General features: G+C 60.7%; 14 protein-coding genes. 11 read left to right on the forward strand and 3 right to left on the reverse strand.

The window, feature by feature from the left end; all coding sequences use genetic code 11:
* Positions 1 to 459: 459 nt before the first annotated feature.
* From MKK04_RS11515 to MKK04_RS11565, 11 genes are all read left to right on the forward strand, one after another.
* Positions 460 to 1029: an acyl carrier protein gene (locus MKK04_RS11515; RefSeq protein ID WP_207837158.1), complete on the forward strand. Its 570-nt coding sequence runs from the start codon at positions 460 to 462 to the stop codon at positions 1027 to 1029.
* Positions 1030 to 1040: 11 nt separating this feature from the next.
* Positions 1041 to 2315, forward strand: a complete 1275-nt coding sequence (locus MKK04_RS11520; protein ID WP_233687445.1) for a beta-ketoacyl-[acyl-carrier-protein] synthase family protein — start codon at positions 1041 to 1043, stop codon at positions 2313 to 2315.
* 169 nt (positions 2316 to 2484) lie between these two features.
* Complete coding sequence (locus MKK04_RS11525; protein ID WP_233687513.1) at positions 2485 to 3399, forward strand: beta-ketoacyl synthase; 915 nt, start codon at positions 2485 to 2487, stop codon at positions 3397 to 3399.
* Positions 3396 to 4694 carry a beta-ketoacyl-[acyl-carrier-protein] synthase family protein gene (locus MKK04_RS11530; protein ID WP_241106617.1) on the forward strand — a complete coding sequence of 433 codons (1299 nt, stop codon included), beginning with the start codon at positions 3396 to 3398 and terminating at the stop codon, positions 4692 to 4694. The genes MKK04_RS11525 and MKK04_RS11530 overlap by 4 nt, the downstream gene beginning before the upstream one ends.
* Positions 4691 to 5902 carry a beta-ketoacyl synthase N-terminal-like domain-containing protein gene (locus tag MKK04_RS11535; protein WP_241106618.1) on the forward strand — a complete coding sequence of 404 codons (1212 nt, stop codon included), beginning with the start codon at positions 4691 to 4693 and terminating at the stop codon, positions 5900 to 5902. Before MKK04_RS11530 ends, MKK04_RS11535 begins: the two co-directional genes overlap by 4 nt.
* A 38-nt stretch (positions 5903 to 5940) precedes the next feature.
* Positions 5941 to 8811: an aminotransferase class III-fold pyridoxal phosphate-dependent enzyme gene (locus MKK04_RS11540; RefSeq protein WP_207837174.1), complete on the forward strand. Its 2871-nt coding sequence runs from the start codon at positions 5941 to 5943 to the stop codon at positions 8809 to 8811.
* Positions 8812 to 8820: 9 nt separating this feature from the next.
* Entirely contained in the window at positions 8821 to 9558 is a 738-nt protein-coding gene (locus tag MKK04_RS11545) for a 3-oxoacyl-ACP reductase family protein (protein WP_233694209.1), read from the forward strand.
* Positions 9555 to 10319 (forward strand): SDR family NAD(P)-dependent oxidoreductase, encoded by a 765-nt coding sequence (locus MKK04_RS11550; RefSeq protein ID WP_233694208.1) that lies wholly within the window; start codon positions 9555 to 9557, stop codon positions 10317 to 10319. Before MKK04_RS11545 ends, MKK04_RS11550 begins: the two co-directional genes overlap by 4 nt.
* Positions 10320 to 10321: 2 nt before the next feature.
* Positions 10322 to 11605, forward strand: coding sequence for a DUF1302 family protein (locus MKK04_RS11555; protein ID WP_241106619.1), 1284 nt, complete (start codon positions 10322 to 10324; stop codon positions 11603 to 11605).
* 50 nt (positions 11606 to 11655) lie between these two features.
* Positions 11656 to 12492 carry an outer membrane lipoprotein-sorting protein gene (locus MKK04_RS11560; protein WP_241106620.1) on the forward strand — a complete coding sequence of 279 codons (837 nt, stop codon included), beginning with the start codon at positions 11656 to 11658 and terminating at the stop codon, positions 12490 to 12492.
* 33 nt (positions 12493 to 12525) lie between these two features.
* Entirely contained in the window at positions 12526 to 15135 is a 2610-nt protein-coding gene (locus tag MKK04_RS11565; RefSeq protein ID WP_207837187.1) for an efflux RND transporter permease subunit, read from the forward strand.
* A 69-nt stretch (positions 15136 to 15204) separates the two neighbouring features.
* On the opposite strand, the gene MKK04_RS11570 is transcribed toward MKK04_RS11565, so the two are convergent.
* The 3 genes from MKK04_RS11570 to MKK04_RS11580 form a co-directional block, all read right to left on the reverse strand.
* Positions 15205 to 15588, reverse strand: coding sequence for a MerR family transcriptional regulator (locus MKK04_RS11570; RefSeq protein WP_207837225.1), 384 nt, complete (start codon positions 15586 to 15588; stop codon positions 15205 to 15207).
* Positions 15589 to 15753: 165 nt separating this feature from the next.
* A complete protein-coding gene (locus MKK04_RS11575; RefSeq protein WP_207837189.1) occupies positions 15754 to 16332 on the reverse strand; it encodes an NAD(P)H-dependent oxidoreductase in 579 nt (192 codons plus the stop codon).
* Between the two features lie 54 nt (positions 16333 to 16386).
* Positions 16387 to 16527 (reverse strand): hypothetical protein, encoded by a 141-nt coding sequence (locus MKK04_RS11580; protein WP_207837192.1) that lies wholly within the window; start codon positions 16525 to 16527, stop codon positions 16387 to 16389.
* Between the last annotated feature and the right edge of the window lie 543 nt (positions 16528 to 17070).

Raw genomic sequence — 17070 nt, forward strand, 5'->3', positions numbered from 1 at the left:
CTGATCCAGACTGGGCTGTAGGCGTTCGCGGGTAAAATCCCTTTTTGGTCAGGCTCACTTTCCCGTTGTGCGGCTGACCCCATGTCAAAACTCAGAAAACCTGAACAACTCGACGTGCTTCCCTACATCGGGAAATGACTGGTGCTTGCCAGCGCCGTAGCGCTTCTTGCGGGATCGGCATCCGCGCTGTTTCTGCTCTCCCTCGATCACGCGACCCAATGGCGTGCAACCCACCGCTGGGCCATCTGGCTGTTGCCTCTGGCCGGCTTTGCGGTGGGGGGGGTATCACCTGTTCGGCAGGCCAGTGAACGCGGCAATAACCTACTGAACGATGGCACGTTGACTCTCCCCTTAGGGGGAGACTTTAGACTCCCGGCCCTCGATAGACCTGGCCTGAAAACAGCTTTTTTGGCCCGATGACTTTATTCATTCAATGCGGCTTTTGTAGGGAAGCAATCAATGAACAATCCGTTGGAATTGGACAGCGTTATCAGCAGTACACAGGAGATTCTTGCGCAGTTGCTGGTGTTGGATAGGGGCGACGTGGCAGAGCACAGCAGTATCGTTGACGACCTCGGCGCGGACTCGCTGGACATCGTCGACCTGAGCTTCCAGCTGGGCCGTCAGTACGGTTGCACCTTGCCGAAAACCAGCGTGCTGGATCACGCGGTAGCGGTGTTCGGCGACGCCAGCCGGTTTGTCGAAAATGGCCGAATCACGCAGGACGGCGTGGCCTTGCTGGAGCACAGCCTCAGCGCTTATGCGCCGGGCCAGTTGCACGCGGGCATGCAGCCGGGCGATGTCTTCTCGGCCACCACCGTGCGTAACTGGGCGCAGCAGTGCCATAACGTTTTCAACTACCTCCCCGAGACCTGCCCGGAGTGTGGCGCGGTTCATGCCCTACTCAATGAACGCAAACAAGTGGTGTGTGGCGGTTGCAGTGCTCGCCTGACCCCTCTGGACGGTGACTCGATCTCGCGTCTGTTGGTTGAGCAGTACGCGGCCACCCAGTTGAAGGCTTCGGCGTAGGGGTTGCCTTGATGCAGGCCAGAGAGGTTCTGGTCACCGGCTATGGCCTGGTGGCTCCCACGGCACTGGATGCGGCCTCGCTGTTCACGACGATCTGCGAAAACCGTTCCTGCATTCGCCAGCACCCGGCGTTTGTCGAACTGGGGTTTGCGAACCCGGCGGCCGGATTTATCGATGAGCAACAATGGCAGGTCATCGCGGCGGCCTTTCCGGGCGATCTGCAGACCACCTCCCGGCAGGAATGGCTCTCGCATTACGTGGCCCGCCAGGCGCTGGCCCATGCCGGGTTGGCCGATGGTGCATTTGCCCGAGTCGCCAGCGGCATTTTCGTTGGGGCCAACAAATATTGCGCGAGCGGTGATTTGCGGGACGCCAGCCGTTACATGGACGATCAGGGGCGGGTCGATCTCGACCAGTACCTGGATAACCACACCCTCAGCGGTGGGGCGTTTGCCCGTCGGGTTGATCAGCAAACCCGCCATCTCGCCGAATGGCTGGGTGTACGTGACCATATCTCCACACATTCCGATGCCTGTGCCGCCGGCACCATGGCCATCGGCAGCGCCTATCGAGCGATCGCCCGTGGCGAGATCGACCTGGCGTTGTGTGGCGCGGTGGAGTTGATGGCCCATGAATTGTCCTACTACAGCTTTGATGGGCTGGGCGCACTCTGCCAGCGAGTGGACTTTTCCCCACAAGAACAGAGCCGGCCGTTCATGCCGGACCGTTGCGGTTTTGTGCTGAGTGAAGGGGCGGCGCTGTTGGTGCTGGAATCCCGCGAGCATGCCGAGCGTCGTCAGGCCTGTTCGCTGGGCCGGGTGCTGGGTTACGCGAATCTGTGCGAGGCAGAGAAGATCACCTCCAGCAGCCGCGACGGCAGCAAGTATGCCGCCTGCATGACGGCGGCCCTGGCCGATGCCGAACTGACCAGTGCGGCTGTGGACCATGTGAATGTTCACGGTACGTCGACACAGGCCAATGACCGTTGCGAGGCCCTGGGCCTGGCGCAGGTCTTCGGCGAAACCCTGGAGCAGATGACGTTCACCGCCAACAAATCTGCCGTAGGGCATTCGTTGGCCGGCAGTGGTGCCATTGAGGCGGTGCTGTCGTTGATGAGCATTCAGTTGGGCGTGGCCTTGCCGACCCTCAATTTCCAGCCGGAAAAATCCGAATTTCCAGAGTTGAAATTCCTTTGCGAACCGTTGCAGCAACCGATCAATGTCGTGCTCTCCAACTCCTTCGGGTTTGGTGGCGTGAACAGTTCGTTGGTGCTGGGCAGGGCATGACATGATCAGATCCAATTCAACCGCTGTTTATATCACCGCTGCGTCGGTACTCAACGCCGCCGGTACTGAATGTGCGTCCCGTGACAGTCAACCTCCGGCCGCGCAACCGCTGGATTTCGACCCGGCACGCCTGGCCCATTGTGTCGCAGCGCCCGCCTTGCCGGCTGGTGTGTACGACCGCAAGCTGTCCCGCAGCCTCGAGCCTCAGGGCGCGCGCCTGCTGTATTGCGCCGGCCGTCTCGCCGAGACCTTGCGTGGGCTGGAACTGCCCGACGAGCGGATCGCATTGATCGCTGCCATTCCGGAAGTGGATGGCCCCAGCTCGTGCTGGGATGCAGTGCAGGCCATTGGCGCACAACCGGCGGATCTGTTGGCGCAATTCTTTGCCCACACACCGCCGCTGCATGCGCTGATGATGCTCAACAGCAGCGTCATGGCCCACGCCGCTGAGGCCTTGCGTTGCAAGGGACCCATGGGCGGTTTTTGCTCCCAGGGTAATGCGGGGCTGGATGCTTTGATGGAGGCCGCCGCCCATCTGAGCGAAGGCCGTGCCGATGCTGCCGTCGTCGTCAGTAGCAGTCCGAACATCACCCCGGCGTTGTACCTGCGTGACGCTACTCACCCACCTGTGAACCCCGGCCCGTGGGTTTTCGGCGAAGGTGCTGCGGCACTGTTGCTGACGACCAATCCGGGCAGCGGTGCTCAGTCTGCGTTGCGTATTGCCGGGTTTGCCCGTGGTTACAGCGCGCAACCCGAGCGTGGACTGGCGGTTGGTCGCGACGTCATTGAGCGTGCTTTGAGCAACGAAGAACTGTGCCTCAGCGATGTCGGGCAAGTCGTCGCCGATGCACAGGATCCGCAGATTGCCGCGTTGTTTGCCCGATCGGGGCACACCCTCGAACACTCCAAGGCGTTGGTAGGTGACTTGGGCGCCAGCGCCTTGCTCAGCGAAATCGCTGTGACCTGGGCACTGGATTGCAGCCGTTACACGCTGTTGCTCGAACATAGCCGAGGCGGGCATTGGGGCGCGGTGCTGCTGGCCAGAATGTCGTCGGACACAGAGACAATGGAGAGTTACCCATGAGCCCCACACGGGTCGTGATCACGGGCATGGGCGCCGTCACCGGCTTCGGTTTCGAGTGGCAGTCCATGTGGCAAAAAATGTTGGCCGGCGAGCATTGCATTCGGCCATGGCAACCGGAAGGTGTCGAGGCGGGTGCGTTTCCCGTGCGTTACGCAGCGCCCGTGGACATGAGCTTGATGCCGGCACACTTGAAAGACCATCCGGCCTGGGGGTTGTCGCTGGAAAAACGCACCCGCTTTGGTTGGGTCGCGGCCACCCAAGCCATTGCCGACAGTGGCCTGAGTCCCGAACAGTTGCGTGGCGCGGCGGTATTGTCAGCGTCCGGCGCACCTGCTCATCGTTTGCAGGACATGCTGCTCAGCCTGGCGGATAACCCGGCGCAGGCGCCGTCCTGGGCTCAATTGATGGCGCGACAGGCGCAGGTCGATCCTGACAGTTCACTGTGTCAGAGCAACGACCGTCTTGCGCGGGTGATTGCCGATGGCGTTGGCAGTGAAGGTCCGGTGATCAATATCAGCAGCGCCTGCGCGGGAGCGTCCCAGGCCATCGGCAATGCATTCCAGATGATCCGTCGCGGCGAGGTCGAGGTGGCCATTGCCGGGGGCGCCGATTCGGTGCTGAGCCTGGACACCATGACCGCGCTGTATCTGCTCGGCGCCGCCAGCAGCGAACAGCGTTGGGGTACCGAACTGTGTCGGCCGTTCGACCGCCATCGCAGTGGCTTGATTGCGGGTGAAGGCGGTGGTTTTGTAGTGCTCGAAACCCTCGAACGGGCGCTCGCCCGAGGGGCAACGCCGTACGCCGAAGTGCTGGGTTTCGGCAGCAGCCTGGATGCCTACAAAATCACCGCACCCGACCCGCAGGGCCGGGGAGCGGTGCTGGCGATGCAGGCGGCCCTGACGGATGCCGGGCTGGCGCCGCAACAGGTCGATCTGATCAATGCCCACGGTACGTCGACACCCCTCAACGATGCCGCCGAAACCCTGGCGATCAAGACCCTGTTCGCCGAGCGCGAACATTATCGGCGGTTGCTGGTGACGGCCAACAAATCCCAGTTCGGCCACCTGATTGCGGCCGCCGGAGCACCGGAGTTCATGCTCACGGCCCTGGCCTGCCGGGATGATCGGGTCACGCCGACCCTGAACCTGCATGATGCCGACGAACAATGCGACCTCGACTACTGCGCCCATCAAGCGGTCAAGCGCAGGGTCGACGTTGCCCTGAGCAACTCCTTCGGTTTCGGCGGCCTCAACACTTCGCTGGCGCTGGGCAAGTACCGGGAGGCGCTGCGATGAAACAGGCGGTCGCGATTGCCGGTGCGGGTTGCGTGTTGCCCAGTGGCTGGGGTGTCGAGTCGTTCTGGGCGGCCGCAACCGAAGGGCGCAGTGCAATTACGGCGCTGAACGCCCGACGGTTCAGCAGCGAACGCGTGGTGGCGTTCGGGCAAATTCAGGATCAGGACCACCAACGCAGCCGACAGGACCTTGCGCAAAACCTTCAGCGTTACTGCACGCCGGCAGTGATCTGGGGTGTCAGCGCGGTACGTCAGGCGTTGGAAGAAGCAGGCCTGGCCGGTGAGCAGCCGGATGTCCGTTTCGGTTTGTATTGCTGTCAGGGCGGCTACACCCATCCGTCTCTGGAATCCTATGCCGAGTTGTTGCTCGGCTGTCGGCAGGACGGCGTGGCCGACATGGCGGCGTTCGCCAAACGGATCCTGCAAGACCGTGCCCAGGACCCTTTTTTGGTGCTCAAAGGCTTGAGCAACTGCTTGCTGGGTGTCACCAGCCTGGCGCTGAAACTGGTGGGTGAGTGCAACGCCTATATGCAAGGTGTCGCCGGCAACCTGGCAGCCTTGCGTGAGGCTACGGCCGCTTTGCAGGATGGCCGGATTGACGCGGCAATCGTTGTCGGTGCGGGCAGCGAGCTGGATGCCCTGGCGCTGTCCGGGTTGGTCCAGGCGGGTGTCATCAGCGCCAACGGCTCGAACACTCTGCTGCCGTTTGACCTTCGGGGCACCGGCGGCATTGCCGGGGAGGGCGCGGCAGCATTGGTGTTGCGCCGGCGCGAAGACCTGCCGGCCGGTCCTCAGGCGTGCCTCGCCGAGATGACGGCCCATGCCACCCTCGGTTGCTTGAGCCTGCCCGACAGCCCAACCGATGTGTTGGTGTGCAGCGGCACCGGCGATGCGCACAAAGACCGCGTGTTGTGCCAGACGCTGGCCCTTGCGCGCGCCTCGCACATCACCAGCGGGTTGGCGATCAACGGCATTCTCAGCGCGGCGCCGAGCCTGGTGGATCTGATACTTGCGCGTTGCGCATTGCAGGCCCAAAGCGTGCCGCCGATTGCCGGTTTGCAGCAGCCAGTGGCAAACCTGCCGTTTATTCAGGGCGCACCCCACGCCGCGAACCTTGCGCATTGCCTGGTGCTGAACCGCGACGACAACGGCTTCAGCGCCGCCTATCAAGTGCTCTACAGCGCAAAGGTCACTCAGGACTGCCGCTGACTACCGCCTCTTTTTTACTTTCAAGGGATATGACTGTCATGGATTATCGCGATTTCGTTCGGCCCAAATTCGTCGGCCTGCTCCAGGCACTGGGCCTGGAGTGTGAGTTTCAGCGCGCCCTCGGTAGCCAGTTGTTCTACCGCAACCGCAAGGGCGACATGGTCACGGTCACCGACTTTCTCGGCGGTTACGGTGCGGCACTGTTCGGCCACAACGACCCACAGTTTGTCGATCAGCTATGTGCGCTGCTACGCAGCGACGTGCCGTTCAACGCACAAATGTCGATCCGCGGCGCGGCCGGGCAATTGGGGCGAGAGCTCAGCGACGCCTTCAATCGCGAACTGAAGAACACCGAACGTTATATTTCGACCTTCTCCAACAGTGGCGCGGAGGCGGTGGAAATCGCCGTCAAGCACGCGGAGTTCCGTCGCCAGAAAAGCCTGCAAAAGCAGTTCGACGACATCGATTTCACCCTGGCCAGCCTGACCGCCAGCGAACGCGCTTACCGCGAGCTGGATGTGGCCGACCTCGACCTGCCTGCAGGTGTCCTGCCGGCCAACCTGAACAGCGTGACCTTGCGTCAGCTGGTTGAAGCTGTTCGCCAACACAACCTGGCGCAGTTGCACATCGAACCGGTATTCGTCGCCCTGCGCGGCAGCTTCCACGGCAAATTGGTCAATACCGTGCAACTGACCTATGGCCGTCAGTACCGCGCGCCGTTTGCCCGTTTTGGTCTGAACGTGGAGTTCATCGACCCACAGCAGCCCCATCAGTTGCAGGAATTGCCTGCCCGGCACAGGCACCATTGGTTGAGCCTGCAATGGGACGGCGAACACCTGAACGTGCTGCAACTGCCGTTCAGTGCGATTACCGCCGTGTTGATGGAACCGATTCAGGGCGAAGGCGGCATCAACGAGTTCGCGGCCGAGTTCTACCTGGGGCTGCGCAAGCTGTGTAACGAGCAACAATGCCCGCTGATCGTCGATGAAGTGCAGTCGGGTTTTGGTCGCGCCGGGACGTTTCTTGCCAGCAGCCAGTTCAACCTGCAAGGCGACTATTACTGCCTGTCCAAGGCCCTCGGCGGCGGCTTGATGAAAATCGCCGCGACGGTGATCCGCAGCAGCCACTACGAAGGCGAGTTCAGCTACATCCACAGCTCGACCTTCGCCGAGGACGATCCGTCCTGCCATATCGCGCTGTCGGCATTGCGCCGGTTGTTCGCCAATGATGACGCGATGCTCAAAGACATACGCAGCAAGGGCGCCTACCTCAAAGCCTCGCTCGATGAACTGAAGATGGCCTATCCGGATGTGATCGCCGATGTGCGCGGGCGTGGCTTGCTGGTGGGTTTGGAATTGCACGACTTGAGTGTCAGCAGCTCGCTGGTACAGGCGTCGGCCCAGTACAACGATGCCTTGGGTTACTTGATCGCCGGTTACCTGTTGCAGTTCGAAGCGTTGCGGGTAGCACCGTCGGGCAGCAACTCCAACGTGATTCGCCTGGAGCCGCCAGCCTGTATCACCCTGAGCGAGATCGACGGGCTGATCGGTGCCCTGCAACGGGTCTGCGACATGCTGCGCCGTGGCGATGCGTTGCCGTTGGCGGCGGGTATCTGCGCAGACTCGATTCCCGCCGTGCCAGCCCGTCAGGACGATTTTCGGGTGGCCGAGCCCGTTGAAAACAACGAGGCCAAGGTCGAAGTAGTCGCTCGGGTAGCGTTCATCAACCACCTGATCGATGCCGATATCCTCGGTGACGTCGATCCCTCGCTGGCAGCCCTGAGCCCGGAACAAAAACGCACGTTCATCAACCGCACCAAGCCTGAGCGCCGCGCTGCGCCAGTCGGCCCGGTGACCATTCGGTCGCGCCTCGGCATGGCGGTGGAGTTCACGTTGTACCCGCTGTGCATGGATTCGGATGCCATGGCCGAGTACATCCTCAGCGGTGACCTGGACAGCATTCGCGAAGAAGTCGGCAGACGTGTCACCGATGCCCGCGCCGATGGCTGCAGCATCGCTGGCCTTGGGATGTACACCTCGATCGTCACCAACAATTGTCAGGCGCTGAAGATTGCCGACATGGCGCTGACGTCCGGCAATGCCCTGACCATCGGCATGGGGCTCGAAGCCATCGAGCAAGGCTGCGTACAGCAGGGTCTGGCACTGCGCGAGCAAACCGCTGCCGTTGTCGGTGCCGCCGGTAACGTTGCCTCGACCTATGCCTCGGTGCTTTCCGCCACCGTCGATCACCTGATTCTGATTGGCAGCGGTCGTGACGGCTCGGTTCGGCGCCTGGAGAAAACTGCCCAACTGATTTACGCCGACGCGGCCCGTTCGATCCTCAAGGGCACGGCCGAACACGACCGGTTGGCGCAGCGACTGCTGACCCTTGATGGTTTTTGTGACTTGTTGCGCTCACATGGGCAAAAAGCCGACCTCGGTTTGCACATCGCCCGTCTGGTGGATGAGCGCCTTGGCGCGAACGCTTTCATCACGGTCACCAACGATCTCGACGCCCTCAAGGGCGCACGGGTTGTCCTGTGTGCGGCCAATGCGCCTCAGCCATTCCTCGGCACCGAACATTTCGCCGAGCGCAGCGTGATCTGCGATATCGCCGTGCCGCTGAACGTCCATCAAGACCTGCCGAGCCAACGCGAAGACCTGCTCTACATGCACGGCGGCATCGTCCAGACGCCGTTCGACGACGGCCTGGCGCCCAACGTGCGGGCCTACCTGAAAAAAGGTCAGCTGTATGCGTGCATGGCCGAGTCGGTGTTGATGGGCTTGTCTGGCATGAGCCAGCACGGCTCATACGGCGATATCAGCCGTGAGCAAGTTCAGCAGGTCCGCGCACTGGCCGCGATCCACGGCTTCACCCTCGCGCAATTCAAAACTCAAAACTCACTTTAAGGAGCGGTCATGACTCAGAAAATAGCTGTCGTGACCGGCGGCAGTCGCGGCATTGGCAAGTCCATCGTGCTGGCCCTGGCCGGCGCAGGTTATCAGGTTGCCTTCAGTTATGTCCGTGACGAGGCGTCAGCCGCTGCCTTGCAGGCGCAGGTCGAAGGGCTCGGCCGGGAGTGCCTGGCCGCGCAGTGTGATGTCAAGGATGCGCAGAGCATTCAGGCGTTTTTCGAACGGGTCGAGCAGCGTTTCGAGCGTGTCGACTTGTTGGTCAACAACGCCGGTATTACCCGTGACGGTTTGCTCGCCACGCAATCGGTGAGCGACATCACCGAGGTCATCCAGACCAACCTGGTCGGCACGTTGTTGTGCTGTCAGCAGGTGCTGCCCTGCATGATGCGCCAGCGCAGCGGGTGCATCGTCAACCTAAGTTCCGTGGCCGCGCAAAAGCCCGGCAGGGGCCAGAGCAACTACGCCGCCGCCAAAGGCGGTGTAGAAGCATTGACGCGTGCACTGGCGGTGGAGTTGGCGCCGCGCAACATCCGGGTCAACGCGGTAGCGCCCGGCATCGTCAGCACCGACATGAGCGAAGCCCTGGTCGGCGCCCATGAGCAGGAAATCCAGTCGCGGCTGTTGATCAAACGGTTCGCCCGGCCTGCAGAAATTGCCGACGCGGTGCTGTATCTGGCCGAGCACGGCCTGTACGTCACGGGCGAAGTCTTGTCCGTCAACGGCGGATTGAAAATGCTATGAGCCAGGCACGCACGATTGTGATTACCGGCGCGGCCAATGGTATTGGCCGCGCCGTCGCGGAAAATTTTGCAGCCCAGGCCGAGCACCTTTTGATCTTGCTTGATCGGGATCTGCCAACCTTGCAGAGGTGGGTCACCGAGGGCGAATTTGCCGCTCGCATCGAAACCCATGAAGCGAACATCGCCGATCTCGCCAGCCTGCAACTTCTGTTCAAGGGCCTGGCCAACCGGGTCGGCTTTGTCGATGTGCTGGTCAACAGCGCCGGGGTCTGCGACGAGAACGAACCCGAAGACCTCGACAACTGGCACAAGGTGATTTCGATCAACCTCAACGGCACCTTTTACGTCACCTCGTTGTGCCTGCCACTGATGGCGGATGGTGGGCGGATCGTCAACATGTCGTCGATCCTCGGCCGAGCGGGCAAGGTCCGCAACACCGCTTACTGCGCCTCCAAACACGGCATCATCGGCATGACCAAAGCCTTGGCGCTGGACCTGGCACCACGGCGAATCACCGTCAATGCCATCCTGCCCGCCTGGATCGACACACCGATGCTGCAAGGCGAATTGGCGGCTCAAGCGCGCATCGCCGGGATCACCCACGAGCAAATCCTGCGCAATGCGAAGAAGAAGTTGCCCCTGCGGCGCTTCATTCAGGGTGACGAAGTGGCGGCCATGGTCCGTTATCTGGCGAGCCCGCAGGCGAGTGGCGTCACGGCGCAAAGCCTGATGATCGACGGCGGTGCCGGGTTGGGAATGTAGCCATGGCTCGACTGGGATTGAACCGCGGCCTTTTGGCCGCGCTGGTCAGCCTCGGCTCGCCAGTGGCGATGGCCGAGTGGTTGCCGGGGCATCATGAAGCGGAGATCGGCGTTGCCACGGCCGTGCGTCTGCACGGGGACGACCAGGTCACGCAAAAGGCCGTGTACCTCAAGTTCAGCCTGGAGGATGCCTGGGACAGCGGCTACTACAAGGCCAAGGGCCGAGCCCGCTACGACTTCCGTTATGACGGCAACAACCCCTACAGCGCGCAAGCCCGGGACGATTACCGGGCGACTGCCGATTGGCGGCACCTTTACTGGGGGCTCTACGTCGGTGACGGCGAGCTGACGGTGGGCTGGCAGCAGGTGGTGTGGGGGCGTGCAGATGAATTACGGGTGCTCGATCAGATCAACCCGCTGGATTATCGCGAGGGTGTGATCGGTCTGTTGGAAGACAGCCGCATCGCCGTGCCGATGATTCGCCTGGTGCAGCCGGTCGCCGAGTGGGAGCTGGAAGCGCTGGTGATCACTGATTTTGTGAAGAACCAGGCGCCGGCCGTCGGCAGCGAGTTCGATGCACCTATCTTTGCCACACCCGATCCGCAGATGTTTGTGGTCGATTCGCGGCCCGGTTATGACGGTCACAGTGGCTTCGGTTACGGCGCCAGTGCCAACGGCCGGATCGGCACGGTGGATGTCAGCTTCGTGGCCCTCAACGCCCGCCAACAGGACCCGGTTTACGCCGTCGAAGGCCAGACCGACGAGGGCCTGATTCGCCTCGAACGGCAATTCCCGCGCTATTCCATGGGCGGCGCCAGTGTGGCCATCGATGCCGGCCACAGCATCGTGGTACGCAGTGAAGTCGCCTACTTCGACAATTGGCGCGTCACCAACCCTTACCGCGCTTACGGCAGCGACCAGACGGCGATGACCAAGTCGCTGCTGGGCGTCGATTACCTATTGCGGGACTGGCTGATCTCGACGCAGTGGCAGCATCAGCGGCTGCTCGACTGGCAGCCCGGCATGGTCCAGGACAAACGCGACGACCTGTTCACCGTGTCTGCCGAAGGCTCGCAGTTCCAGGATCGCCTCAAGACCCGTCTGGTTTTCGGTATGTCGCCGCCAGCGCAGGACGACAGTTTCGTTCAGGGGATCTTCACCTACAAACCGGTGGACTGGCTCAAGTTGGGGCTCGAAGTCGATGTGTTCTTCGGCAAGCCCGACCGCCAGTTCGGTGCGTACGCCAACCGCGACCAGGTGCGCTTGTCCGCCGGTTATCTGTTCTGACCACACCGGTGCGGTGTGCGAACCACTCAAACAATGAAAAGGAAATCGCGATGTTGCCCATCTTCAAGACCCTGACTGTAAGCGCACTGCTGCTGAGCGCCGCTGCCGCCATGGCAGCTGAAACACGCACGGCCGACGACATCATTCGCCAGGCCCGGGACCGCGATGACGGCAAGAGCTTCATGTCCCAGGTGTCCCTGATCCTGATCGACAAGCAAGGTAACACCCGCATCCGCGAGTTCAGCTACCTGCAAAAGGATTACCCGGACAGCGACAAATTCACCATGTATTTCTCCGCGCCGAGTGATGTGCGTGACGTCGCCTTCCACATCGAAAACCCGCGCGAGGCCCTGGGCCTCGAAGACAGCCAATGGATGTACTTGCCGGTCAGCCGACAGACCCGAAGGATTTCCACCACCGACAAACGCGGGGCGTTCATGGGTAGCGACTACTCCTATGCCGACCTCGACAAGATTCGCGCCGAAGACTATCGCCAAACGCTGGTTGGCGAAGAGCAGTTGCAGGGCCGCGATTGCTACGTGATCGAGCGTGAGCCGGCGACGCCTGCCGTGCTGGCCAAGACCGGCTACAACAAGCTCAAGGTCTGGGTTGACAAGAAGAACTCACTGGTGCTGCGCCAGGACTTCTTCGATGTAAAAGGTGTGATGTTCAAGCAGATGCGCACCCTGAAGACTGAAACCATCGACCAGATCGACAGCATTACCCTCAGCGAAACCGAGGACTTCATCGCCGGTACGCGCTCTCAGCTGCGCTTCAACCAGTTGCAGTACAACGTCGCGCTGGACGACCGCCTGTTCACGCAGACCGCGATCAAGCGCGGGCTGAAAGCCGGCGACTTGCCGGATTACGCCGTGTCTGCCCGCTAAGCGCCGCTCTCGATTCATCTGGAACCCTCATTCATGGAAAGATACTTGAACTTCGTCGAGCGCTATGCGCGGGCAATTGTGTTCGTGCTGGTGGCGATCACCGCCTACTTCACTTACACGCTCGGCGCGCTGATGTCGGACACCAATCCGTATCTGCTCAAGGACACTCACCCGGCGCGCAAGACGATCATTGATTTGCAGCGCGAGTTCACCGGCACGTATGACTCGGTCATGGTGGCGCTGAGCAACCCTGAGAGTGTCTTCAACACCACGTCGCTGAACGCCCAGTTCGAGCTGTCCCAGGCCATACGCCGGTTGATGCTGGCGAACGATGAGGACCGTGTCGAACTGCAGCGCATCGTCGGCCTGCACAGTGACGACCATGATGCCCAGGGCTTGCTGGTGCAGATCCTCGCCGAGGGTTTTTCGCAGAACGATTACGCTGCTGCCAAAGCGCTGCGCGACCATGGGATTGCCCGGCACTGGGACAGCCATGACCTGCAGTTCCTGAGCTTTCTTGCCGAGCGGCTCAACCCGATCCAGGAAATGGCCTCGATGGCTGACCTGGAAAACATCAGCTTGAGTGCCGATGGCGAGTTGTGGATCCACAAGACCCTGCACGCCCTGGATATGGACCCGGTCAAGGTCGAAGCGCAGATCATGGGCAACGAGCAGATGGTCGGTGGCGTCGTCTCGGCGGACAAGAAAGTCGCCATGGTCGTCGCCGAACTGGGCACCAAACAGGACGACGCTCAGGCCCAGTTGCGTGCCTATCACCAGGTCCGCGAGATCATCGCGAAGTACCAGGCCGCTCACCCGGAGTTCACCGATGAGGTGTTCATCGCCGGCATGCCGATCTTCATTGCGGCCCAGCAGGAAATCATCGATCACGACCTGGCGATGCTGTTCCCGATCGTGTTCCTGTTGGTGACCTCTCTGCTGGTTTTCTTCTTTCGCAAACCACTTGGCGTGGTGCTGCCGCTGTTCAATATCCTGTTCTGCACCATCTGGACCCTTGGCCTGATGGCGCTGCTGCGTGTGCCGATGGACTTGCTCACCAGTGTCTTGCCGGTGTTCCTGTTCACCATCTGTTGTGCCGACGCGATCCACGTTATGGCCGAGTATTACGAACAGCTCAATTCGGGTAAGTCTTTCCGCGAAGCCAACCGTGAAACCCAGCGCCTGATGGTCACACCCGTAGTTCTGACAACGGTCACGACTATTGCGACGTTCTTGATTTCAACCACCAACAACATTGTCAGCATCCGCAACTTTGGCGTGTTCATGTCCATCGGCCTGACGGCGGCGCTGATCATCTCGTTGCTACTGATTCCGGCGTGGATTTCGATCTGGGGCAAAGATGCCGTCCCGCGCAAAGTGCAACTCAAAGAGTCGCTGATCTCCCACTATCTGGTGGTGTTCTGTGCCTGGCTGATTCGCTGGCGCAAGCCGGTATTGCTGGTGACCCTGCCGTTGTTGGCGATGATGACGGTGTTCACGTTCAAGGTGGATATCGAAGACTCGGGCATTGCCTACTTCAAGAAGGACAGCCCGGTACGGATGTCCGACGAGTTCATCAACCGGGCTGGAGTCGCGGGTACATCGCCGGGCTGGATCGCTTTCGACACCAAGACTCCGCGTGGCGCGCTGACCACTGAAACCGTGCAGTTCCTCGAACGTCTGGACCAGTTCATCAGGGCCCAGCCGAACGTGAGTTACACCTATTCGGTAGCGACCTACATCAAGCGCATGAACCTCGTGCTCAACGACATGAACCCTGCTTTCCTGCGGGTGCCGCAGGCGGTGGAGCAGGTGACGGTGGTCGATGATGACGGGAAACCGGAGACCTTCGATGTCGACGGCAACTCGCTCATCGAACAACACATCATGATGTTCGAGAACGGTGGCGGCACCGACTTGCAGAACGTGCTCAATGCCGATTACTCGAAGGCGGTGACGCTGTTCACCATGACCTCATCTGTGGCGGGCGATTACCAGGCGATGCTCGATAAACTGGACGCCTGGCTGGCCATCAACAAACCGGCCAACCTGCAAGTCACCCATGCCGGTACGCCGTACATATGGACCGGGGTGTTGCAGGAAATCACCCAGGGTCAGGTGCTGAGCTTCTCGCTGGCGTTGCTGGCCGTGACCTTGATGATGATGTTCTGGCTCAAGTCAGTACGCCTGGGCATCCTCGGCATGCTGACGTTGCTGACCACGTCGGTGACGGTGTACGGCAGCATGTACCTGTTGGATATCGAGTTGAACATCGGTACCACACTGGTGACGTTCCTGGTGGTGGGCGTCGTGGATTACGCCGTTCACCTGCTGTCACGGATCAAGATGCTGGTGCAGAAGGGCATCGAGATCGACGAGGCCATCCTGGCGGCCATGCAGGGCGTCGGGCGCTCGACGGTGGTCAACGTCGTGATTTTCTCGATGGGCTTTGTCGCGCTGCTGTTCTCCGCCTACAAACCCGTCATTGACCTGGGTGTATTGGTGATACTGGCGCTGTCATCCAGCGGCTTCATGACCATTTTGTTGGTCACGCTGATTTCGCCGTGGTTCTTTGCCTCGATTGTGCCGCAGCCAGCAGTGCAAGAGGGCGAGCAGCCGGGGGGTGAGACTGTGCCAGGCTAAATCGCCGGGGCGCCTGCGTGCTGAAAACGGCACGGGGCGCCATGGCCGTTCAGGGGCGGCGGTGCGGATTCAGCGGGCTTTTTCCAGGTGTTCGAACTGGCATTGCATCTGAGCATCCTTGAGGCTCAGCTCAAACTCAACCAAGCCGTCATGCACTTGCTGCAAGGCCTGGATCTGCCCCATCAATTCCTGCTTTTTGTTATCGATGGCCTGCATGGCCAGATCCCAGGGCAGCTCCTGGCCGCGATGATCCTGCAGAATGGCCTGCATTTCCTTGAGCTTGAAACCGAGTTGCTGAGCGCATTTGATGAAGGTCAGCAGCTCTACGCTTTGCTGGCTGTAGACGCGGTACTTGCCTTCGCGTTGCGGGGGGGGCAACAGGCCGATTTCTTCGTAATGTCGAATGCTTTTGACGGTGGTGCCCGACAGCTGGGCGGCTTTGCCGATGTACATGAAAATCCCTTTTTTGACGCATCAGAAGCGGAAAGATGTCGCGCGCTCGTACAAGCGCGCGACATCTTTGCACAAGCGTCAGGGGGTGGGAAGCCAAGGTGGACAGGGTGTCACGGCAGGGAGGCTCGGTTGGGCAGCGCAGGGGCACGGCCCGACCGGGGCCGATCAGCGGCTGGCGACTGCCTGGACTTGTTTGAGCCAGGCTTCACGCTGTTCCGGCTTGGACCCCAATACCGGACCGAAGGTCAGGGTTTTCAGGGGTTTTATGCCGCAGAACTCCAGGGTGGTCTTGCGTATTTGGTGCAGGCCCGGCATGCGATACACCCACCGGTAGTACCACGGCGGCGTGTCCATGGTCACCAAAAGGTGAGCCGTGCGGCCCTTGAGCAGCTTGTCCGGGAAGGGCGAGCCCTTGCGGTACTTGAAGGCAAAACCGGGCAGAAACACGCGGTCGAAGAACCCCTTGAGCAACGCCGGAATGCCGCCCCACCAGATCGGGTACACCAATGTCAGGTGTTCGGCCCAGGTAATGTCGTTCTGTGCGTCGATCAAATCGGGCTCAAGCAACTGGATCTGGTTATAGCCATCGTGCAAGACCGGATCGAAGTCCAGGGTGTCCAGGCGCAGCAGGCGCACCTCATGGCCTGCTTGCGTGGCGGCCTCGACATAACGTTCGGACACAGCGCCGCAAAAGCTGTCGTTCGAAGGGTGGCCGAGGATTACGAGCATGCGTTTGCTCTTCATGACGAACTCCAGATAATGAAGTGCCAAGGGTAAAGTCTGCCCCTAACGGTAGAGTCAAGCCTTGCCGGTTAGCGGTAGAGACAAAAAGTCCAGCAGCGCTTGGGTGTAACCCGGAAAACCGTCATAAGCGTGGCTGAGGGTATCGCTGAGCGTCAGGGTGTCGAGCCCTGTCAAGGCATGATCGACCGGCATCATCAACACTTTCCCTAAAGACTGTCAGGGTCGCCGAAGAACATTTGGACAGGGCTGTGTCCATTAGGGAGTGCATTCACGATCGGCTGCTGTCGACCGATAGCGGACAAGATCAAAGCAGGTCTTAAAGTCATCGAGACGGCGCACGTGCGTGGCGAGAAAGGCGCTCCTGATTCGATAGATACACGGCTGACTGAAACTGAGCATCAGATCCAGGGAACCGTGGGTAAGCCGCGCGCAGCCACGCTCAAAACCGGTGAGCGATGGCTCACTCAAGTCCAGGCTCGGCTCGATGGTATCGATCTCACAAAAGCGACCGTTGGTCGGATAAGGTTGGATCCGGGTTCTATGCGGCTGCATTTTTTTGACGCTTTCATAATGCTTTAAAAACAACGGGTTGTGGTGTAGTTGTTCATATTTCTTGTAAAGGTGATTGTTCGTTGACGATCGACTTGTGTCAGGCCTGAGCCTGATTTTCGAACGCCTGGAGCCTGGAGTACACGATGGATGACCGCTGTCATCCCGGCTTTTCTGCTATTAATGAAT

This window comes from Pseudomonas sp. LS.1a (assembly GCF_022533585.1).
Lineage (GTDB): Bacteria > Pseudomonadota > Gammaproteobacteria > Pseudomonadales > Pseudomonadaceae > Aquipseudomonas.